The following is a 21,591-nucleotide window of genomic DNA, read 5'->3' as shown; positions in this document are numbered from 1 at the left end:
GTCATTCACCGTAGATGGTTCTTTAAGTTTGATACTGCTCAAATGCTCATCGGTTCCTGCATTTCCAATGATACCCGGCTCAAGTTCAGCATTCATTGCTTTATCGCCACAGGTATCTGCGTCGAAGGCAAGAATTCTGCATTAATTTCAATTCATTGATCGAGACCCAGAGGCGACTCTAATAACCATGCAAGAAAATTGTGACGCCGATCTTTGCATACTGCAAACAGCCGCTATGCAACTGGCGGGACGCAGCGGCATAAATTCGCCGCTTTGGGTTGTGATCGGCCATTTACCGCCGATCCATTTATACTTCAATCTGTTGCAATACGGCGGGCAACTGCTCGGCCAAATCTTCGGCGATCAAGCCTGGCCCAAAGTTCCGGGCGCACTCAACATGCAGCCAGGCCGCCGTTTCTGCCGCTTGCATTGGCTCGAACCCACGGGCAAGCAATCCGGTGATGAAGCCGGCCAACGTATCGCCCGATCCGGCCGTTGCGAGCCAGGGGGCCGCCCGGTTGTAATGTGCAGAATTGACCGAGCACCGCCCGTCCAGCGTGGCAATGACCGTGTCAGGCCCCTTCACCAGTACACAACATCCAGCTCGCACCGCCGCCTCACGAGCCGCATCAACCTTAGAGAATGCCGGGCCCTTGGCGGGCACTTCATTCAGCTTTTCTGCGATATCCGGGAACAAACGCGCGAACTCTCCTGTATGCGGCGTCAGCACGCATCTTTCATGCAGCAGTTCTAATAGCGCCGCCGGTTCTTCGGCAAAGGCTGACAAGGCATCCGCATCCAACACAGTCGGCCGCGCTGCGCTTAGTGCAACCGGCACCAATTCCCGAGATCGCGTTTCCCCCAGGCCCGGTCCAAGGCACAATGCGTTAAACCGCTCATCCTGCAGAGTTTCAAGTAAGTCCCCTGCCCCATCAACCCGCTTCAGCATCAGAGCGGTGATCTGGCTCGCGATCTCCATTTGCGCGGCAGGTGGCGCACCCAGTGTCACCAACCCCGCCCCTATCCGCAGCGCCGCTCGGGCTGCCAAACGTGCGGCCCCGGTTTTGCGGACGCCGCCAGACAGGACAAGCGCATGACCGTGCGAGTACTTATGGCTGTGCTCACTTTTGTTGAGATGAGTGCCAGATGGCGCTTCGACAGAAGTTGCTGCCTCAATCTCTCCCTCATCCCGATTCAATCCGATATCTTTCACGACCAGCCGACCGCAATAAGATGAACCCTCGCTCAGAACATGCCCAAGCTTTCGCGCGTGGAATGAAACGGTCAGGGCGGACCGTGCGCAACGGCGACCATGCTGTGCAAAGGCGCCCCCAATAACTTTGCCTGAATCCGAGCAGAGACCTGAAGGCAGATCAATTGCGACTGTTCGTGGTGGTACGATATCGGTTCCACGACCTTGCCTGCGCATTTCCCATGCGTCTTCCGCATCATCATGCGCCCATAGGTATTCCCACAAAACCGGATCTTCGATTGGTCGCGTCAATCCGGTGCCAAACAATGCATCAATGGAAAGGTCAGGATGCTGAATTTCAGCCTTACCAAAATCAGCCACGCCAAGCGTCCTTCCTTCCCACCGTTCATAGTTCAAGCGCGCATCCGGTGGCAATTTGGCAGGGTCACCATAGAGCAACACTTCGACTTGCCACCCCTGCCTTTGCAGCAACCGCGCGACCACAAAGCCGTCTCCGCCATTGTTGCCCGGGCCACTTAATATCACCGCGCGACCTCCGGAATTCGCTAAGTCTGGCCATTCCTCAAAAATCGCGGCCACAACGCCTTGTCCTGCGCGCTCCATCAACTCAAGACCCGTCGCCTGCCCAAGACCAATCGCGGTGGTCTCGATGAGGCGCATTTGCGCAGCGGTCAGCAGTTTTGTCATCTCTGGCCCCTCAGGCGATTCAAATTTGATTACTTTTTGTGCACAGCGATCAAAATTTGATCCAATGACCGCTTTCACTGTTTCTGGCAGCCTGCAACACAGCAATCGGATTGCCGCCCAATCTTAGACGTGATCAGTGCCTTCAAGACAACCATGCAAGGTGAGCCGGAATGAAAAAGATCGAAGCGATCATCAAGCCGTTCAAGCTGGACGAAGTGAAAGAAGCGCTGCAGGACGTGGGCGTACAAGGTCTGAGCGTGATCGAGGTCAAGGGCTTTGGCCGTCAGAAAGGCCACACCGAGCTCTATCGCGGCGCTGAATACGTGGTCGACTTTCTGCCCAAGGTAAAGGTCGAGGTGGTGCTGGACGACGATCAGGTTGACGCCGCCATCGAAGCCATCGTTGGCGCAGCCAAGACAGACAAGATCGGCGACGGCAAAATCTTTGTCTCGCCCGTTGAACAAGCTATCCGCATCCGCACCGGTGAAACCGGCTCGGACGCGCTGTAACCGACTAATCTCAAACCAGAGGAATAGAGAGTATGAGCAAGGACACAGTTCTTCAGCTGATCCGGGATGAGGACGCCGAATATGTCGACATCCGCTTTACCGACCCGCGTGGCAAGCTTCAGCACGTAACCATCATGTCCGATCAGGTCGACGAAGACTTTCTGGAAGAAGGCTTCATGTTCGACGGATCGTCCATCGCAGGCTGGAAGTCGATCGAAGCATCCGACATGAAGCTGATGCCCGATACAGACAGCGCATATGTCGATCCGTTCTATGCGGAGAAGACCATCTGCCTGCACTGCTCGGTTGTCGAGCCCGACACCGGCGAAGCCTATGAGCGTGACCCGCGCGGCACCGCGCAAAAAGCCGAAGCCTACCTGAAGGCGTCCGGTATCGGTGATGTGGCCTATATGGGCCCTGAGGCCGAATTCTTCCTGTTCGACGATGTTCGTTTCTCTAACAGTATCAACAAGGTATCTTACGAAGTTGATGCAACTGATGCATCGTGGAACACTGACACAGAATACGAGATGGGCAACATGGGCCATCGTCCCGGGGTCAAAGGCGGTTACTTCCCCGTGAACCCGGTGGACGAGAGCCAGGATCTGCGTTCCGAGATGCTCAGCACCATGAAGCGTCTGGGTATGAAGGTCGACAAACACCACCACGAAGTCGCCTCGTGCCAGCACGAGCTTGGTCTGATCTTTGACAGCCTGACCAAACAGGCCGACGAGCTGCAGAAGTACAAATACGTGATCCACAACGTCGCCCACGCCTACGGCAAATCGGCCACCTTCATGCCGAAGCCCATCGCAGGTGATAACGGCACCGGCATGCACGTGAACATGTCGATCTGGAAAGACGGCAAGCCGCTCTTTGCAGGCGACAAATATGCTGATCTGTCGGATGAGGCGCTGTGGTTCATCGGTGGCGTTCTGAAGCACGCCAAAACGCTGAACGCCTTCACCAACCCGGCGACCAACAGCTACAAGCGACTGATCCCGGGCTTCGAGGCCCCTGTTCTGCGCGCCTACTCGGCCCGCAACCGCTCGGGCTGTGTGCGTATTCCGTGGACCGAAAGCCCGAAAGCCAAGCGCGTCGAGGCTCGGTTCCCCGATCCCGCCGCAAACCCCTACCTGGCGTTTGCTGCGCTGCTGATGGCCGGTCTGGACGGCATCAAGAACAAGATCGATCCGGGCGAAGCCATGGACAAGAACCTGTACGATCTGCCCGCCGAAGAACTGGCCGACATCCCGACAGTTTGCGGATCGCTGCGTGAGGCTCTGGAAGCTCTGGCATCCGATCACGACTTCCTGCTGCAGGGCGACGTGTTCACAAAAGACCAAATCGACGGCTACATCGAATTGAAGATGGAAGAGGTCGAAACCTACGAACACACGCCGCACCCGGTTGAGTACGGCATGTACTACAGCTGCTGATCCAATAGCATATCGGACTGTTTTAAGGGCGCCCTTCGGGGCGCCCTTGTTTCGTTTGGCGCGATCTTCCAAACTCGTCGAACCAGCACCAAGGAGGAACGCGCATGCCCGTCGATGCTTCACCTTTTTCAGAGTTCGCAAATCTCGTGACCTCAGAAGCCGAACTCGAACAGATTTGCGGGCACCCCCTGCCTCAGATCATCGACAAAGAACTTCCGGCGCTGGATCAGATGTGCCGTGACTTTATCGCAACATCACCTTTCTGCCTCATCGCGTCGGCGAACCCGTCCGGCTATCTAGATATTTCTCCACGCGGGGACCCGGCAGGGTTTACATTCATCATTTCTGACACGCTGATCGCCCTGCCCGACCGCCCCGGAAACAAGCGCGTAGATACCTTTCACAACGTTCTGAAGGACCCGCGCGTTAGTTTGATCTTCTTCGTCCCCGGAAAAATGGAAACGCTGCGACTTCGCGGCACCGCAAGGATTTGTGCGGATTCTGAACTGCTTTCTACCATGGATGTTGGAGGTCATGCCCCCAAACTGGCCTTGTTGATCCATGTCGAAACCATCTTTGCGCACTGCCCCAAATGCATCATCCGTTCAAACCTGTGGCAGCCAGAGGAATGGCCGGATTCTTCGCATCTGCCCAATATGAACGCGATGATGGTCAAGCATGCCAAGATCGATAAAACCCCGGACGAGTGGTTCGAAACCCTGAAAACCACAGGTGAACTTGATCTGTATTAAACCGCTTTGCCAGACAGCGATCAAAGCTTAGGCTGAAGTAGTTATTCTGCAATCGGATTTCCTTCATGCTTAGAATTTGCACCAGCGTTGCTATCGCTATTCTCATGCCCTCGATGGCGTTCACGGCCCCATGCGGCAATACCGGTAGCGGATTTGAGGCTTGGAAAGCCGACTTCGCCAAAACGGCCAAGCGTGCTGGGGTGAAAAAGAAAGGCCTGCAGGCATTGGCGCAGACCCAATACGCGACCCGCACCATTGCAGCTGATCGCAATCAAAAAAGCTTCAAATACTCGCTGGACAAGTTCATGAAAATTCGCGGAGCGGATACCATCGTCGCGCAGGGACGAAAGCGTAAGGCGCGCAACCCGCAATTCTATGCTGCTCTGGAGCGCCAATACGGGGTGCCCGCAGGTGTTCTGATTGCCATCCACGGCATGGAAACCGGCTTTGGTAACTTCATGGGCGACAGCCAGGTTGTTTCCGCAATCACAACATTGGCCTATGATTGTCGCCGATCCGAGTTCTTTATCCCGCATGCCATTGGTGCGCTAAAATTGGTCGATCAAGGAAGCGTCACGATGGCGACAAAAGGGGCAAAACATGGCGAGCTGGGTCATACGCAATTTTTGCCTGGCAATGCTTTGACCTATGGCGTGGACGCAACGGGTGATGGTCGGGTCGATTTCTACAACATGACCGACGCCCTTGCCTCAACTGCAAATTTCTTACGTAAGAAAGGGTGGAAGCCAGGACGTGGCTACCAATCCGGCGAGCCGAATTTTGCGGTTATCCAACAGTGGAATGCCGCCACTGTTTATCAGCAATCCATCGCTATTATGGCCGCTCGAATCGACGGTTGAGTCGACCAACTTATCTGGCCCGGCAGATCCGATTTCAGCCACATTCTCGCCACATATATTAAAGAAAACCGCGTTTTTCTTGGTTTCCAAAGTGTAATCAATGATGGAAATCTCTGACTTTTTTGCATTTTCGTCAAAATTTGCACCATTTCGGTTGCTACATTGTTGTGAAGATTATTACGGCAAAGGAACATGCTGTGACTTCGAAGCATATGTACCACGGCGGTCTCCAGTTCGACGGCTCTGCAGATGGCGCACTTGAACGCGTTTGCGATGTCGTATCCACCACACTCGCGGATTATGGCCATCTGGTTGAGCGCAAGACGCTTCTCAGCGCGTCCGAGGCAAGCATCGTCTGCAGCCAGTATCTTGTGCGTCTGACCCTTGATTCAGAATCCAAGGCAGTTGACCTCAGCCACCATGAACGGATGGACAAATCTGCGGGTCTCAGAACCAAAGCTCGTCGTGTCGTAGCCCCCCCAGACAACCGGTTGACGATTACAATTTGTCCAGTTTCAAAGCTGCTTGATGATAGCGAAATTTCAGAGCTGATGCTGGTTGTGATGCTTTACCGCATGGTCGATATCTGCACGACACGTCGGGTTGAATGGTTATCGCCCAAAACAGTGCTGACGATTGAACAATTCATGAGCGCGTTCGACTCGATCAGCCCCCGCAATTCCCGAAATCGGAAACAGATTTTCGAAGCGATCAGCGGTCCATTTGCTGGGCTCGACTTGCCCGATTCCAATCCAGAGCAACTGGAAACCAAAACCCGGAGCAAGCCGCGCCCAATAAAGCTGAGCGATGACCAACTCCTCAGTATCGCGTTTCGCACTGAAACCGATCCGTCGCCGTCGGCAAACCTTTCTCAGGACAGCGCTGAGGAAACCGATCGCCCAAGCGATATCCTTAGGCTGACTAGTTGGGGCATGACAGGCGCGATTGCCAGCATATCTGCCCCGGTTGCCGTTTCCTTGGCGGCTGTCAATCTGATCCGCGGTGAGGACTTTCGCCTCAACACTCAGGTGTTGGCATTTACAACCGCGATTTTCGGCCTGAACCTTACAAATGCTTTTGGCGAGGTCGCAAACGCCCTAGGCATGTAACCAAACGACCCAAGACCCTCCTTGGAAACCCCGCCATCAGGCGGGGTTTTCCAATTCTAAGACCTGCTCTGCCATCATCACGTATGTGTGGATGGCAAATACCACCGCGCCTGTTTGTGGTAGACGCAAGAGAGTTTGTCGTTCGCTGCGCAGATACCGGGCGGTGTTTTCGTTCTGTGGCGCACGTCTTTGCGCCATACTGCGTGGCTGGAACAGTTCAGCGTCATGATACCAAAGCGCATTAAACCGCCACAGCGGGCGGTTCGGTTGAATCCCATCAAATAGACGCTGAACCCTACGTGCTACGTTTGCGTCGTAGACATCCACGGGTTCATGAATTCCGGTCAGTGGGCGCATGAATTTTTCGGACAACATCCAGCTTGCAGGAAAGCACAGGATCGCGCCTGTCAATACATGCTCATCTCCGTGCTTCTGCAATATGCAGAAATCTTCCTGTACCAATTGGCAAAGCGTTTCCAACGGGTGGTCCCAATCAATTTCGACCTTGATCCCGTCTGGCCTAACAACTTGATCGGAAGCATCCGGGTAGGCTTGCCTGAGAACCAATTCAAGCAACTCCTGCGCGGGCTTCAATGCTTCGGGGCTCTGGGCCAGAACATCTAACGTCCGCTCTTCCAACAAATCTGTCCGCCGTTGCATCTGTGCTGCAAAGGCATCGTCCTGGTGCAACCAGTTGTTAGGATCAGCCGGCTTGATCCCAGGTAGCGGGTTTGGGGCAAGCGGATTGTGGGGGATGGAATGCTGCAATATCACCGTCATGACTGAGGCATAACATCCCAAACTGGCTTTGCCGGTCAAAAAGCGACTTCTAGACAGTCGCAAACTTTCGAGACGTATCGTCTTTGGCTTTGCAGGCTGGGCTGGCAAGCAGAAAGGCCCGCCCGTGAACACACCCTATCGCGACACCCGTAAGATTGATCCCACCAGGGGCACCACTCTCGGCGATGGAACCCCAAATGACAATGATCGGATCGAAATCGGACCGACACAGCTGGCCTTTGATGAATGGACGGCCGCTGGGCTGAGCCTGCCCAATCTCGAACGGATGCGGGAATACCGCTGGTCGCGGTTAACCCAAGCCATTGTGAAACGCGGCTGGGGTGGTGTCTTGCTGTTTGACCCCCTCAACATTCGCTACGCGACCGACAGCACCAATATGCAGCTTTGGAACACTCACAATCCGTTCCGGGCGGTGTTGGTTTGCGCAGATGGCTATATGGTCATCTGGGACTACAAAAACTCTCCTTTCCTGTCGAAGTTCAACCCGCTGGTGCGCGAGCAACGCTCGGGTGCGGATCTGTTCTACTTCGACCGGGGCGACAAAATCGATATCGCGGCGGATGTGTTCTCGAACGAAGTGCGCGTGTTGATCGAGGAACATGGCGGCGGAAACAAGCGACTTGGTGTGGACAAGATCATGTTGCACGGCCTACGCGCTCTTGAGGCGCAAGGGTTTCAAGTTATGGAGGGGGAAGAGCTCACCGAGAAAACCCGCGCTGTAAAAGGCCCCGACGAAATCCTCGCCATGCGCTGTGCCAGCCACGCCTGTGAAACCGCCGTCGCTGAAATGGAGCGGTTCGCACGTGCCAATGTCGGGGATGGTAAGACGTCGGAGGATGACATCTGGGCCGTTTTACATGCTGAAAATATTCGACGCGGAGGCGAGTGGATCGAAACTCGGCTTCTGGCTTCAGGCCAGCGTACCAATCCATGGTTTCAGGAATGTGGCCCACGTATCACGAGACAGAACGAGATCATCGCATTCGATACCGACCTGATTGGATCATACGGCATTTGCATCGACATTTCGCGCACATGGTGGATCGGCGATCAAAAGCCACGGCCTGACATGATTTATGCAATGCAGCACGCGCACGAGCATATCATGACCAATATGGAAATGCTGAAACCGGGCGTCATGATCCCAGAACTGACCGCAAATGCACACCGGCTGGACGACAAATTCCAGGCACAGAAATATGGTTGCCTGATGCATGGCGTGGGATTGTGCGACGAATGGCCTTTGGTGGCTTATCCAGACAAGGCGGTGGAAGGGGCCTATGACTACCCGCTTGAACCAGGAATGGTGCTGTGCGTCGAAGCGGCAGTTGGTGAGGTAGGTGGTGACTTCTCAATCAAGCTGGAAGATCAGGTGCTGATTACAGAAGACGGCTACGAAAACCTGACCAAGTATCCGTTCGACGCACAGTTGATGGGCGCAAACTAAGCGCTATTTCGACCAGTGAGACCGCCTGACGTTACCGTGCCAATCCTCGGGCGCGGTGATGATCTGTGTTTCCTGGGGCAAGGTGCTCAGTGGCCAGTTTTGCCCAAGCGCGAAACCGATTGCGCCCGTCAGTAGGATCGCAATCAGTACTCCGGGACGAATTGCCGGACTCAGAGGAACAGGTGTCGAATGTGCCATTTTGGCCTCCACAGAGAGTCATTGGAATGACTATTAGTTGGGAGGCGACAGCAAATAAGTAAAATGAATATTTTTACGGCAACACATCACCAATCTTGATTTATCAGGCTCTTTGACGAAAATTGTACAAAGAACTTGGTGCCCAGATAAGATCACTTCCCGATCTCTCACCTTCCCGTGACGCGCCTGACACAAGGGTTGAGCCGCCCGCCCTCAGCGCACAGTATTGTCGAAACCTGACAACCTAGGAATAATCATGCCCACCGAACGCATTACCTTTGCCGGTCACGACGGCAGCCAACTGGCCGCGCGCCTGGATTTGCCAGACGGGCCGGTTCTGGCGACGGCGTTATTTGCACATTGCTTTACCTGCTCGAAAGACATTCCGGCAGCACGGCGAATTTCGGCGCGCTTGGCGGCGATGGGCATCGCGGTCCTGCGGTTCGATTTTACCGGCCTTGGTCACTCGGACGGCGAATTCGCCAATACGACATTCACCTCGAATGTCGAGGACCTGATCAAAGCCGCAGAATACCTTGCAGGCCGTAATATGGCACCGTCGCTTCTGATCGGCCATTCGCTTGGTGGCGCTGCCGTATTGCGAGCACGCGCAAGAATTCCATCAATCAAAGCCGTGGTAACGCTCGGCGCACCCGCCGACCCCGGCCATGTGTCCCACCATTTCGAGGCCGCCTTGCCCGAAATCGAATCTCAAGGCAGCGCCGAAGTGTCGTTGGGAGGGCGTCCGTTCCGCATTGGCAAGGCGTTTGTTGAAGATATTTCAGCAACCGCGCTCACTCCGGCCATTGCTGATCTGAAAGCTGCCTTGCTGATCCTGCACGCACCACGCGACAGTACGGTCAGTATTGACAATGCCAGCACCATCTTCATGGCGGCAAAACATCCCAAAAGCTTTGTTACACTCGATAATGCCGACCACCTGATCACGCGTGCGCAAGATGCGGATTATGCGGCTGATGTCATCACCGCCTGGGTTTCCCGCTATGTCAAGCTGTGCCCTCCGGCCCCGCCACCTGGGGCACCGGAAGGTGTCGTTCGCGTGACCGAGGCAGACCCGTCGGGTTTTCTGCAGGACATTCAGTCAGGCCCGCGTCATCACGCGGTCGCGGACGAGCCCGCATCTTATGGTGGTTCGGATCGGGGCATGTCACCATACGGGTTCGTGTCGTCCGGGTTGGGGGCTTGTACCTCGATGACCATTCGCATGTATGCCCGCCGCAAGCGCTGGCCGTTGACAGGTATAACGGTCGATGTCTGTCATGATAAAGTTCACGCGCAGGATGCCGGACTTGCCAGCGAAGGCAAGGTCGATCAGTTTCGCCGTAAAATTCGGCTGGAGGGCCCGCTGGACGCGGATCAAAAGGCCAAACTGCTGGAAATTGCCGATAAATGTCCTGTTCACAGAACCCTTGAAGGCTCGGCCCATATCACGACTGAACTTCTGCAGTAAATTGCCGGTTGGATCAGGGCGCTTTCCAATCTGCCGAATGCGTCTCTCGGCGTCTGGTTGCGCCAAGACCGCGCTTGACCCCACCAGCTACCGAGATCGAATAGACGCATCCCCTCTGATCGAACGAAATCTCCATAAAGGCGTCGCGGATTTCCTTTCCAAACGGTCCGCGTGGATGAGCGGCAAATCCAAAGTCGCCCATATTATCTTCTATCTCGTCGATAGTATCTTCAGGAATGGCTCTGGCATTTAGATCAATGCGAAACGGGTTCGGCAGACCGATATTAGGCACAATCAGGATCCCGCAGAACGCAGCTGCAATGGCTCTTAGCTGTTCTTAAGTCAGCATCGTCGACTCTTTTTGGCAAAGGTCGAGCGGGCTGTGACATTCGATGCAGTTGTTATTACTGAACTTCTAAATCAAGCCCGCCCAATTTGCACTCTATCGCGGATTTGCAATTCGCATAATCTGTGGGGCCTATCGTACCAATCCCCGTTCGGGTTGGGGCAGACCAATCTGCCCCGAATCCTTCAGCGACGTCTTGGAGACGGCCGATGGATCGGCGGCCGCGCCGCCGGGGGGTGCGCCACTGGGGGATGCGGGCGCGTAGGTGGTTTGGCGACTGGAGGTTTGGGCCGCTGCGGCGGATTCGGGCGCTCCGGGCGGTCAGGCCTGTCGGGTCTGTCGGGTCGATTGATATCCACGTCTATATCGTGATCGTGGTAATAGTCATTCCACAGCATTGAGTCGTAGAATGGGTCATAGCCGACGCCATACCCTACCCCGACCGTTACGCCATCGCAGGCTGACAATGTGAAGGTTGCAACCCCCAGTCCCAGCGCCAGAACGGACCGTTTTATCACTTTGCGGGTCATCCGAGCCTCCTTACTGCAAAGACCGGAACGACGCGAAAACGGCGTTCAAGGCATCAACATAAGACGGGTCGGCCCCGTCCCGCAGGATCGCAACCCCAATGGCCACACGGTCGCGCGGCAGGTCGATCACGGTGGCGGTAAAGTTCACTCCGCGCCCATCTCGATTGCCGGTGCCTCGAATAACCTGGGCAGGCCGCCCACCAATCCTTGTATCGCTCGTACTGGTCACGGTCGGGTCTTTGACGAGGAATTTGTCGATATCCTCAAGATAGCGCAGCCCGCCCTGAATGCTTGAAACCCGCGATGGTGAGACGAACCCCATCCAGACATTATCGTCAGTCACCGGTCTGATCCCCATGACGCGCGAAACCGCACGGGCATCGCCCAGATTGGTATCCTCGATCTCACGCTGGCCACCGGTGCGCAATGTCCAGAAGTCGGGAACCTCAAAGCGGAACAGGGCGCGCCCTTCATCGGTGTAGGTCACCGGTGTGTCGGCTTGCACAGGCGTTACAGCCAACCAAGTCACGGCACTTGCAGCAAGCGCCAAGCTTAACAAAATACGCATATCTCAATAACCTGATCAGTTTTCTGGTCTCAGGTTGCCCACGCAGATTGACTTTGTCCAGTATCCTATTCTGCAGACAATAAAAAACCCGCGTTCGGAAAGCTCCGAACGCGGGTGTGTCTTGCGCATGAGCGCGCTATCAGGTGTGTGCGTCGCCCAGCAGTTTCCACAGACCGGGGATCAGCAGAGCGGCCAGCGCCAGCTTGATCGCATCACCCAGCAGGAAGGGTGTCAGGCCCCATTCCAGGATCGGCTTGTCCCAGCCATACAGCTGACCCAACCACAGCAGTCCCGGCACGTAGATCAGCACGTTGGCCAGTACCAGCGCTAGCGCCAGCTTGCCGACCGAGCGGTCCCAGCCGCGCGCGGCGAGTGCGCCCAGCAGAATGGTCGCCATCAAGTAACCGACCAGATAGCCACCGGTGCCACCCATCATGTAGGTCAGGCCGAATTTTTCGGCCGAGGAACCCGCAAACACGTCAAAGCCCAGAGCGCCAACCAGCAGGTAACCCAGCATCGTGATCAGGCCAAGGCGCGCGCCATAAGCGGTGCCGATGGTCAGAACGGCGAATGTGCCCATGGTGATCGGAACCGGCCACATCGGCACTTTGATTTTGGCAGCAACAGCCAGCGCAACGATACCCAGGGCAACCAGAGCCACCTGCTTGACGCGCAGCGCCGTCCCCTCACGCGGGCCAAAAGCATTGGCCAATACGTTTGCGTTCATCTCATTTCTCCACATTCGGACTTATTTGCACCTGCAGCAATGCCCGTTCCGAAGCGTTGCTGCAAGATGATTACGCTATCGCAGCGCGTATTTGGTCTCCATTTCATAGGATTTTCGCGGTCCGGTCACTTTCCAACGGACAGTCCAGCGCGGCCATCCCGAGAAATCATATACTGCATCATAGCTGTCTGGCGGGCAATCGTGGTGGTCCTCGGCGCGGGGCTGACCTAGCTGGAGTGCGTGAAAAAACCGGTCATCGTCGAAGTGAATGGCAATCTGATCCCCAGCATCACGCCAAAGGTATCGACGCGTTCCCGTCATTGCAGGCTGCCCCGGGATGCGTAGCGTGACCGTCTCATCATAGATCAACCCGTCCTCATCGTGTTGCAGCTCTGCATGACCATCCGCATGAATGATCTGGCCCGCGCGCTCATCCCGGATGAGGCGTGTCAGGCTCCAAACCCCTTGGAAATCCGCGATATTCCTGGGCAGGTTCACTTCACAAAGGTTCCGTCAGTCGTATTGCCTGCGTCATCTACAAACCGGATCGTATCTCCGCTTTGCTCGACATCGTAGCAAGCCCAGATATCAGATGGCGGCCAGACCGAACAATATCGATCCTCACGCACAGCCCAGCGCCCCGCGCTAGGGCGACCGGAAAAGTACTGCGTGTGCATGCTGTCATCGAAGGTCTGGCTGATACCTTCACCGTAGTCGAGTTTCTTGCCCACAAGCGCCATCAGGATTTCATCCCCTGTCAGCTGCCGAAACTCCTCGGCGGATAAAACTCCCGGCCAAAGCAACAAAATCAGGGCAAACCGTCTCATCCCAGCACTCGCGCCTTGTTCCTTGGTCAATGCGCGGCTAAACCCCGCGCCAACGCCTCATCCCAATCACAAAAAGGTGCTGCCGCCAATGATTCCCCGCTATTCCCGCCCCGAGATGGTCGCCATCTGGTCGCCCGAGAGCAAGTTCCGCATCTGGTACGAGATCGAGGCCCATGCCTGCGACGCAATGGCCGATCTGGGCGTGATCCCGCGTGAAAACGCCGAGGCGGTGTGGAAAGCCAAGGACGTCGAATTCGACGTTGCCCGCATCGACGAGATCGAAGCCGTTACCAAGCACGACGTCATCGCCTTCCTGACCCACCTGGCCGAACATGTAGGCAGCGAAGAGGCCCGTTTCGTGCATCAGGGCATGACTTCCTCCGACGTGTTGGACACCTGCCTTAACGTGCAGCTCACCCGTGCCGCTGACATCCTGATCGCTGATCTCGAAGGTCTGCTGGCCGCCCTCAAGCGCCGCGCTATCGAGCACAAGAACACGATCCGCATCGGTCGCAGCCACGGTATTCACGCAGAGCCCACTACCATGGGTCTGACTTTCGCGCGTTTCTATGCCGAGATGGACCGCAACCTGTCCCGTATGCGCGACGCCCGCGCGGAAATCGCCACCGGCGCGATCAGCGGCGCGGTTGGGACCTTCGCCAACATCGACCCCGAGGTCGAAGAGCATGTCTGCGACAAGCTTGGTCTGGTTCCTGAACCGATCAGCACGCAGGTCATCCCGCGCGACCGTCACGCGGCCTTCTTTGCCACGCTAGGCGTCATCGCCAGCAGCATCGAAAACATTGCCATCGAAATCCGCCACATGCAGCGGACCGAAGTGCTGGAGGGGGCCGAGTTTTTCTCGATGGGCCAAAAGGGCTCGTCGGCCATGCCGCACAAGAAGAACCCGGTGCTGACCGAAAATCTGACCGGTCTGGCCCGAATGGTGCGTGCTGCCGTGGTCCCGGCGATGGAGAACGTGGCGCTGTGGCACGAGCGCGATATCTCGCACTCCTCGGTCGAACGCATGATCGGGCCGGACGCCACCATCACTCTGGATTTTGCCCTTGCCCGCCTGACAGGGGTGATCGACAAGATGCTGATCTTCCCCGAGAACATGCTTGAAAACATGAACAAGTTCCCCGGCCTTGTGATGAGCCAGCGAGTGCTGCTGGCGCTGACACAAGCGGGTGTGAGCCGCGAGGATGCTTATGCGATGGTTCAGCGCAATGCCCTGAAAGTCTGGGAGCATCGTACCGATTTCAAAGAGGAACTGCTGGCCGACGCTGATGTAACCGCCGCACTGAGCCCGGAAGAGATCGAAGAAAAATTCGACCTCGGCTACCACACCAAACACGTTGATACGATTTTCGCGCGCGTGTTCGGCGAATAAACCCGGACCGGATTTAGGCAAGGCCCGGCCTGTTTGTTCAGGCCGGGCCTTGTTTCTTTGCCAGATTGGCAAAACTCGGGTAATCTGCTGGCATCTTTTCCGCGAAAGGAAAACACGATGCTAAGAACTGCTCTATGTGCAATTGCATTGATTTGCGCAGGCACCGCCGGGCTTGCTTGCAGCAGTCATGCAAAGCAAACCCAGTCCTGTGCGGAAGGCACGACATGGGACAGCGAAAGCCAAAGCTGCATGAAAATCGTCAATAGCTGACATTTTTATTTCCTGCTTGTGAATAAAAGCGATCGGTCAATCGTTAGCTTTTTTGTAGATCACGCTATGATTGTAACAAGTCACTTTGACAACGGAGTAGGAACATGCGTCTCGTACTAGCCTCGGCCATCGCTCTTCAGGCCTTTACCTTCGCACCCATGGCGATTGCTGCGGGTGGTGGTGATAGCAGCCCACCCAAGCCGACAAATACCACCAAGAAGTGCCTGTTTGGTCGGGTTTACGACGAGTCTGCAGGGCGCTGTGTTAAACCAGATAAATCCAAGTTTTCCGACGATCAGTTGTATGACGCCGTGCGTGAGTTGGCCTATGACGGGCAATATGAGAACGCGCAGGGCATTCTGCGTATCATGAACCAAGATGACGATCGGGTGCAGACCTATTGGGGCTTCACCTATCGCAAAATGGGTGAGTTGGAACTGGCCAACGCCTTCTATCAGAAAGCCATCGAAACAAACCCTGATAACATCCTCGCCCGTAGCTATATGGGTCAGGGCTTTGTCGCCGAAGGAAAGACCGAACTGGCCATCGCGCAATGGCGCGAGATCAAGGCGCGCGGCGGTGAAGGTACTTGGGCCGAAGCATCGCTGCGCGAGGCTATTCGCACCGGGCTGACCTATAGCTACTGAGTTTCAGGGTTTCTTTACCTGAGTCTCGCTAATCTACCTGCAACGCAATATTGGCAATGCAGGCAGATGCAGGATACGAACCTAATGGTACAGATGGCGCCGGGTGCTCAGGCCCCGGCGGCAGACCAAGAGAACGGCGCTCCACGCGTCGTGCCTCGCAATCTCAGCAATCGGGAAAAGGCAGCGGTTGTTGTACGGCTTCTTCTGAACGAAGGCGCGGAAATCCCGCTTGAGGAACTGCCTGACCTGCTGCAGGAGCAGTTAACCCATCAACTGGGTCAAATGGGACTGGTTGACCGAGTGACGCTCGCCGCTGTCGCACAGGAATTTGCCGATGCGCTAGATGGTGTCGGTCTTTCATTCCCACATGGGCTGGCCGGCGCTCTGGATGCTGTGAATGGCAAAATTGCCCCGGCCACCGCTGCCCGGTTGCGCAAGGTGGCGGGGGTACGCCAAATCGGTGACCCATGGCAACGCTTGCGCGAGGTATCCGCAGAAGATCTGGCCGAGATGGCCAGAGCGGAAAGCACCGAAGTCGCAGCCGTCATGCTGTCAAAACTAGAAACCGCCAAGGCTGCACAATTGCTGGGCCACCTGCCCGGCCCCACGGCGCGGCGGATAACCTATGCGGTATCGAAAACGGCCAACGTGACGCCTGAGGCGGTTGAGCGGATTGGTTGGTCCTTGGCTGCTCAATTGGATCAACGCCCCGAGCCCGCCTTTCGGGATGGCCCGGGTAAGCGTGTGGGCGCGATCCTCAACCAGTCCGCTGCGGCGACGCGTGATGGTTTGCTGACCGCACTGGATGAGGAGGACGCCGATTTTGCCAATACCGTCCGGCAATCGATCTTCTTCTTTTCGCACGTGCCCGCCCGAATCCAATCCCGTGATATTCCTGCGATTCTGCGCGGCGTGGACCAACCTGTTCTTGTCACCGCACTTGCCGGGGCCAGCACCGACGAAGACCTTGCAACGGTCGAGTTCTTTTTGGCGAACATGTCCTCTCGCATGGCAGACAATCTGCGTGAAGAAATGGCCGAACGTGGCAAGGTCAAACAATCCGATACCGAGGATGCGATGTCTCAGATCGTCGCTGCCATTCGCGCCCTTCTGGACGAAGGCGCGATTACACTTGTCGAAACGGAAGAGGCTGAAGAATAATCTGGCCCGGCGCGGCTACTTGTGATCGCACGATGAGGACTGTATGTCTGAGCGCGCAGTTCACAACACTCAGGTGTCCTTCCCCATGCCCGTCGAAAAGTCGGAACTGAGCCGCTTTGAGCTTGGAAAATACTACATCGCCAACTTGTTTCTGACCGGTGTGATCGGCTGTATGCGCCTGCTACCATACGAGCGCCGTATCGGCGCAATGGGAGCAATTGTTCGCTGGCTTGCGCCTTTGGTTGGTTTCCGGACCCGTGTGCGCCGCAATCTGAAACTCACCTGCCCCGACTTACCCGAGGCCGAGGTCAAGCGAATCTGCCGCGCCGTGCCTGACAATGCTGGCCGCGCGATCATGGAACACTTTTCGGCCGATGGTTTCATTGATCGGCAAAGCAAGGCCAAAGTTTCTGGATCGGGTGTCCAGGCGTTTGATACCGCCGTCGCCGAGGGACGTCCGGTGATGATGATCACTGCGCATTTTGGTCATTATCTGGCAGCGCGCGTCGCTTTGCAGGCCCGCAGCGGTCGACCCATCGGCTGCCTTTATCGCCGCATGGCTAACCCGTACTTCAACGACATGTATGTCGAAGCATTCCATCAGACTGGTTCCCCCATGTTCGAACAGGGGCGCCGGGGCATGGTTGAGATGGTCAGGTCGCTCAAAAGCGGAGGTATTATCGCCATCGTATCCGATCTGCATGCGCATGGCGGCGAGGAGTTGACCTTTTTCGGCAAACCCGCCGTGACTTCGGTGCTGAACGCGGAACTTGCGATCAAGTACAAGGCCGTGCTGATCCCCTGCTATGCGGTGCGCCAACCCAATGGGATCGATTTTGACATCGTCCTGCACGACCCGGTCCCTCATACCGATGCCAAAAGCATGACCCAGTTCACCAATGACGATCTGGAGGCGATGGTGCGTCAACATATGGGGCAATGGTTCTGGATTCACCGCCGCTGGAAGGCCTGGCGTGGACTAGGCGTTCAACCCAAAGATATGCCTTGATTACTCGACTCTTGCCGCAGCGACGATCGGACCATGCTCTGTACGTTGGATCAGAACTACCGCCGGTAAATCCGATGACAGCGACGCAGTGAAGCTCTGCGGTGTTTGGCCATCCCAGTGACCGGCCACCTGCCAGTTCTCAACCACATTCGCATAGTCTAGCTCGTGTCCAGCCAGTTCTCCGCGCCGGATTGAGGCGTGACGCATCGGCGAATATTGCACGATCCGCACATCATAGGTTTCACCTTCCGCCAACTCGACCGGGACAACGTCCACAGTCACGTCGTTAGCCGTACGCGTGGCGCTAACCTCGGCTTGGGGCGCTGCGGTCTGGTGCGCGTCGATCAGCCGTTCCAACTCAAACGACTTTGCACCCACCACGTCCTGCTGACCGTTCACAACCATCTGAGGTGTATAAATCATCGTCCGCCCACCTTCGCGCGCATAGGCTCTCTGACGCTCCGTATGGTCGGGATAGGCATATTCGTCTTTCCACCCAATATAGTCCCAATAGTCCACATGCAGCGCCAGCCCGATCACATCATCCCGCTTGGCCAGTTCGTGCATGATCCGGTCCGCGGGTGGGCAGGACGAACACCCTTGCGATGTAAACAGCTCGACAACAACCGGATCATCCTGAGCGTCTGCTGAAACGGCAAGAAAAAGCGAAACAAACGCGGTCACGGCGGCTGATCTATACATTATCTCTCTCAGTTTTCGCGGAGTGCTCAACTGGTTTAGATCGAAACTGAAAAAACTGCCAATCAAGGTTTCTTGAGACCGAAACCTTCAATCTTCGGCAAAATGTGTGCAATGGTATACAATTTTATATGTATGCGACCCGTTGCACCTTGAAACAACGCGTGCCGTGATGCAGATAAGCCATAGCGAACTCCAGTATCCAAATCATTCGAGAGGGAGGCCAAAGATGCCCATCAAGGTCGGACAGGACACAGCCCAAACACGCCGCAGTCTGAACGTGAATGGTAAATCCATTTCCTATTACTCGATTCCAGCTGCTCAAGAAGCAGGCCTGGGTGATTTCTCGAACCTGCCTGCCGCGCTGAAAGTGGTGTTGGAAAACATGCTGCGGTTCGAGGATGACGGGTTCTCGGTGTCCGTAGATGACATCAAGGCCTTCGCCGAATGGGGCGCAAATGGCGGCAAGAACCCGCGCGAGATTGCTTATCGCCCTGCCCGCGTGCTGATGCAGGACTTTACTGGCGTTCCGGCGGTGGTTGATCTGGCAGCAATGCGTGATGGCATCAAGGCGCTGGGTGGTGACGCCCAGAAAATTAACCCGCTGAACCCGGTTGATCTGGTCATCGACCACTCGGTCATGATCGACGAGTTCGGGAACCCTCGCGCGTTTCAGATGAACGTAGACCGCGAGTATGAGCGCAATATGGAGCGTTACCAGTTCCTCAAGTGGGGTCAGGGTGCGTTTAATAACTTCCGCGTTGTGCCCCCGGGCACCGGCATTTGCCATCAGGTGAACCTTGAATATCTGGCCCAGACCGTCTGGACCGACACGGACCAGAGCGGAGAAGAAGTCGCCTATCCCGACACGCTGGTCGGCACTGACAGTCATACCACCATGGTCAACGGCATGGCCGTTCTCGGTTGGGGTGTTGGCGGGATCGAGGCCGAGGCCGCGATGTTGGGCCAGCCGATCTCGATGCTGATCCCCGAGGTGGTGGGCTTTGAACTGACGGGCTCGATGGTCGAAGGCACGACCGGCACAGACCTTGTTCTGAAGGTCGTTGAGATGCTGCGCGAGAAAGGTGTGGTTGGCAAATTCGTCGAGTTCTATGGTGAAGGACTGGACCGGCTGCCACTGGCCGACCGCGCCACCATCGCCAATATGGCCCCCGAATACGGCGCGACCTGTGGGTTCTTCCCCATCGACGGCGAAACCCTGCGTTACATGCGTAATACCGGGCGCGATGAGGATCGATTGGCATTGGTCGAAGCCTATGCCAAGGAAAACGGGTTCTGGCGGGATGAGAACTATTCGCCGATCTACACCGGCACCCTGTCGCTGGATATGGGCACGATCGTTCCCGCGATCTCGGGCCCGAAACGTCCGCAGGATTATGTCGCGCTGACCGACGCCAAAGCCGCTTTCACCAAGGAAATGGCAGAAACCTTCAAGCGCCCAATGGGCAAACAGGTCGAAGTCAAAGGTGAAGAATATGGAATGGAGTCCGGCAAGGTCGTGATCGCCTCGATCACCTCCTGCACCAACACGTCGAACCCCTATGTCATGATTGGCGCAGGTCTGGTGGCGAAGAAAGCGCATGAGCTGGGCCTGAATCGTCAGCCTTGGGTCAAAACCTCTCTGGCCCCTGGGTCGCAAGTGGTGTCCGAGTATCTTGAAGCTGCTGGTCTACAGGAACATCTGGACGCGATCGGCTTTAACCTTGTGGGCTATGGCTGCACCACCTGTATCGGTAACTCTGGACCGATACAGAAAGAAATCAGCGAAGCGATTGCCGAGGGCGATCTGGTCGCGACTTCGGTTCTGTCCGGAAACCGGAACTTTGAAGGCCGAATCTCGCCTGATGTCCGCGCGAACTATCTGGCCTCACCGCCGCTGGTTGTCGTTTACGCACTGGCGGGCACCATGGATATCGACCTGACATCCGAGCCAATCGGCAGGGACAAGGACGGTAACGATGTCTTCATGAAAGACCTCTGGCCGAGCCAAAAGGAAATCTCCGATCTGGTGCAGGAAACCGTGACGCGCGAGGCATTCCAGTCGAAATATGCCGACGTTTTCAAAGGCGACGAGAAATGGCAATCGGTTGAGACCACCGATGCAGAAACCTACGACTGGCCACCTGCTTCGACCTACATCCAGAACCCGCCCTATTTCCAGGGCATGGGACATGAACCCGGCACAATCTCGAATATCGACGGGGCGAAGGTTCTGGCCGTTCTGGGTGATATGGTCACCACCGACCACATCTCACCCGCTGGGTCCTTTGCGACAACAACTCCGGCTGGTAAGTACCTGATTGAACGTCAGGTTCAGCCGCGCGAGTTCAATTCCTACGGGTCGCGCCGTGGCAACCACGAGGTCATGATGCGCGGCACGTTCGCCAATATCCGCATCAAGAACGAGATGCTGGACGGCGTCGAAGGTGGCTATACAAAAGGACCCGATGGCGAGCAGACGTCGATCTATGACGCCTCGATGGCCTATCAGGCAAACGGCACACCGCTGGTCGTTTTCGGGGGTGAGCAATACGGCGCGGGGTCTTCGCGCGACTGGGCGGCCAAAGGGACCGCTTTGTTGGGTGTCAAAGCCGTGATCGCAGAGAGCTTTGAGCGTATCCACCGCTCAAACCTCGTCGGAATGGGTGTGATCCCGTTTGAATTCACAGGCGGCGACAACCGCAAGTCGCTGGGTCTGAAAGGGGATGAAACCGTCTCGATCGACGGGTTGGATACCATTGAACCGCTGCAAGAAGTTCCCTGCACCATCGTCTACGGCGATAGCACAGAGAAGACCATCAACCTGAAGTGCCGCATCGATACCGCACCCGAAATCGAGTACATCGAAAACGGCGGCGTGCTGCAATATGTATTGCGCAACCTCGCAAAATCTCCGTAACGCAATAG

General features: G+C 56.2%; 22 protein-coding genes. 12 read left to right on the top strand and 10 right to left on the bottom strand.

Annotated elements, in window-relative coordinates:
* Positions 1–307: 307 nt before the first annotated feature.
* The gene (locus ACR3EJ_RS10900) at positions 308–1,900 is read right to left on the bottom strand and encodes an NAD(P)H-hydrate dehydratase (protein ID WP_170540612.1); all 1,593 of its coding nucleotides are present in this window, start codon (positions 1,898–1,900) and stop codon (positions 308–310) included.
* A 170-nt stretch (positions 1,901–2,070) separates the two neighbouring features.
* Between ACR3EJ_RS10900 and ACR3EJ_RS10895 the strand changes: the two genes are divergently transcribed.
* From ACR3EJ_RS10895 to ACR3EJ_RS10875, 5 genes are all read left to right on the top strand, one after another.
* Positions 2,071–2,409 carry a P-II family nitrogen regulator gene (locus ACR3EJ_RS10895; protein ID WP_074734010.1) on the top strand — a complete coding sequence of 113 codons (339 nt, stop codon included), beginning with the start codon at positions 2,071–2,073 and terminating at the stop codon, positions 2,407–2,409.
* Between the two features lie 32 nt (positions 2,410–2,441).
* Positions 2,442–3,848 (top strand): type I glutamate--ammonia ligase, encoded by a 1,407-nt coding sequence (glnA, locus tag ACR3EJ_RS10890; RefSeq protein ID WP_170540616.1) that lies wholly within the window; start codon positions 2,442–2,444, stop codon positions 3,846–3,848.
* Positions 3,849–3,952: 104 nt separating this feature from the next.
* Entirely contained in the window at positions 3,953–4,600 is a 648-nt protein-coding gene (locus tag ACR3EJ_RS10885) for an MSMEG_1061 family FMN-dependent PPOX-type flavoprotein (protein WP_170472264.1), read from the top strand.
* A gap of 65 nt (positions 4,601–4,665) precedes the next feature.
* Positions 4,666–5,460: a lytic murein transglycosylase gene (locus tag ACR3EJ_RS10880; protein ID WP_170540619.1), complete on the top strand. Its 795-nt coding sequence runs from the start codon at positions 4,666–4,668 to the stop codon at positions 5,458–5,460.
* Between the two features lie 197 nt (positions 5,461–5,657).
* Positions 5,658–6,569 (top strand): hypothetical protein, encoded by a 912-nt coding sequence (locus tag ACR3EJ_RS10875; RefSeq protein WP_480422935.1) that lies wholly within the window; start codon positions 5,658–5,660, stop codon positions 6,567–6,569.
* 36 nt (positions 6,570–6,605) lie between these two features.
* On the opposite strand, the gene ACR3EJ_RS10870 is transcribed toward ACR3EJ_RS10875, so the two are convergent.
* Positions 6,606–7,349: a heme-dependent oxidative N-demethylase family protein gene (locus tag ACR3EJ_RS10870; RefSeq protein WP_170541654.1), complete on the bottom strand. Its 744-nt coding sequence runs from the start codon at positions 7,347–7,349 to the stop codon at positions 6,606–6,608.
* Positions 7,350–7,473: 124 nt separating this feature from the next.
* Between ACR3EJ_RS10870 and dddP the strand changes: the two genes are divergently transcribed.
* Entirely contained in the window at positions 7,474–8,817 is a 1,344-nt protein-coding gene (gene dddP, locus ACR3EJ_RS10865; protein WP_170540625.1) for a dimethylsulfonioproprionate lyase DddP, read from the top strand.
* Positions 8,818–8,820: 3 nt separating this feature from the next.
* Here dddP and ACR3EJ_RS10860 read toward each other — a convergent pair whose 3' ends face one another.
* Positions 8,821–9,015 carry a hypothetical protein gene (locus ACR3EJ_RS10860; protein WP_170540628.1) on the bottom strand — a complete coding sequence of 65 codons (195 nt, stop codon included), beginning with the start codon at positions 9,013–9,015 and terminating at the stop codon, positions 8,821–8,823.
* Between the two features lie 256 nt (positions 9,016–9,271).
* Here ACR3EJ_RS10860 and ACR3EJ_RS10855 point away from each other — a divergent pair, with 256 nt between their 5' ends.
* Positions 9,272–10,486, top strand: coding sequence for a bifunctional alpha/beta hydrolase/OsmC family protein (locus ACR3EJ_RS10855; RefSeq protein WP_170540631.1), 1,215 nt, complete (start codon positions 9,272–9,274; stop codon positions 10,484–10,486).
* 13 nt (positions 10,487–10,499) lie between these two features.
* On the opposite strand, the gene ACR3EJ_RS10850 is transcribed toward ACR3EJ_RS10855, so the two are convergent.
* The 6 genes from ACR3EJ_RS10850 to ACR3EJ_RS10825 form a co-directional block, all read right to left on the bottom strand.
* The gene (locus ACR3EJ_RS10850; RefSeq protein WP_170540634.1) at positions 10,500–10,778 is read right to left on the bottom strand and encodes a hypothetical protein; all 279 of its coding nucleotides are present in this window, start codon (positions 10,776–10,778) and stop codon (positions 10,500–10,502) included.
* Positions 10,779–11,017: 239 nt separating this feature from the next.
* Complete coding sequence (locus tag ACR3EJ_RS10845; RefSeq protein ID WP_170540637.1) at positions 11,018–11,362, bottom strand: hypothetical protein; 345 nt, start codon at positions 11,360–11,362, stop codon at positions 11,018–11,020.
* A 10-nt stretch (positions 11,363–11,372) separates the two neighbouring features.
* Positions 11,373–11,930, bottom strand: coding sequence for a hypothetical protein (locus ACR3EJ_RS10840; protein ID WP_170540640.1), 558 nt, complete (start codon positions 11,928–11,930; stop codon positions 11,373–11,375).
* A gap of 139 nt (positions 11,931–12,069) precedes the next feature.
* Positions 12,070–12,657, bottom strand: a complete 588-nt coding sequence (locus ACR3EJ_RS10835; protein ID WP_170540644.1) for a biotin transporter BioY — start codon at positions 12,655–12,657, stop codon at positions 12,070–12,072.
* Positions 12,658–12,732: 75 nt separating this feature from the next.
* Positions 12,733–13,155, bottom strand: coding sequence for a DUF6314 family protein (locus ACR3EJ_RS10830; protein WP_170540647.1), 423 nt, complete (start codon positions 13,153–13,155; stop codon positions 12,733–12,735).
* On the bottom strand, positions 13,152–13,484 hold the full coding sequence (locus tag ACR3EJ_RS10825; RefSeq protein WP_170540650.1) for a hypothetical protein: 333 nt from the start codon (positions 13,482–13,484) through the stop codon (positions 13,152–13,154). The genes ACR3EJ_RS10830 and ACR3EJ_RS10825 overlap by 4 nt, the downstream gene beginning before the upstream one ends.
* Before the next feature lie 88 nt (positions 13,485–13,572).
* On the opposite strand from ACR3EJ_RS10825, the gene purB reads away from it, so the two are divergent.
* The 4 genes from purB (at position 13,573) to ACR3EJ_RS10805 (ending at position 17,964) form a co-directional block, all read left to right on the top strand.
* Positions 13,573–14,877, top strand: coding sequence for an adenylosuccinate lyase (gene purB / locus ACR3EJ_RS10820; protein WP_170540653.1), 1,305 nt, complete (start codon positions 13,573–13,575; stop codon positions 14,875–14,877).
* A 374-nt stretch (positions 14,878–15,251) separates the two neighbouring features.
* On the top strand, positions 15,252–15,794 hold the full coding sequence (locus tag ACR3EJ_RS10815; protein WP_170540656.1) for a tetratricopeptide repeat protein: 543 nt from the start codon (positions 15,252–15,254) through the stop codon (positions 15,792–15,794).
* A gap of 84 nt (positions 15,795–15,878) precedes the next feature.
* On the top strand, positions 15,879–16,955 hold the full coding sequence (locus ACR3EJ_RS10810) for a FliG C-terminal domain-containing protein (RefSeq protein ID WP_170540659.1): 1,077 nt from the start codon (positions 15,879–15,881) through the stop codon (positions 16,953–16,955).
* Between the two features lie 85 nt (positions 16,956–17,040).
* Positions 17,041–17,964 carry a lysophospholipid acyltransferase family protein gene (locus ACR3EJ_RS10805; protein ID WP_170473356.1) on the top strand — a complete coding sequence of 308 codons (924 nt, stop codon included), beginning with the start codon at positions 17,041–17,043 and terminating at the stop codon, positions 17,962–17,964.
* On the opposite strand, the gene ACR3EJ_RS10800 is transcribed toward ACR3EJ_RS10805, so the two are convergent.
* Complete coding sequence (locus ACR3EJ_RS10800; protein ID WP_170540662.1) at positions 17,965–18,666, bottom strand: DUF1223 domain-containing protein; 702 nt, start codon at positions 18,664–18,666, stop codon at positions 17,965–17,967.
* A gap of 226 nt (positions 18,667–18,892) precedes the next feature.
* On the opposite strand from ACR3EJ_RS10800, the gene acnA reads away from it, so the two are divergent.
* Complete coding sequence (gene acnA, locus ACR3EJ_RS10795) at positions 18,893–21,583, top strand: aconitate hydratase AcnA (RefSeq protein WP_170540665.1); 2,691 nt, start codon at positions 18,893–18,895, stop codon at positions 21,581–21,583.
* The last annotated feature ends 8 nt before the right edge of the window (positions 21,584–21,591 follow it).

The sequence above is a fragment of the Ruegeria sp. AB11 genome, from assembly GCF_056536325.1.
Note: the sequence above shows the minus strand (reverse complement) of the source record. Positions and strands in the feature narration are given on the sequence as shown.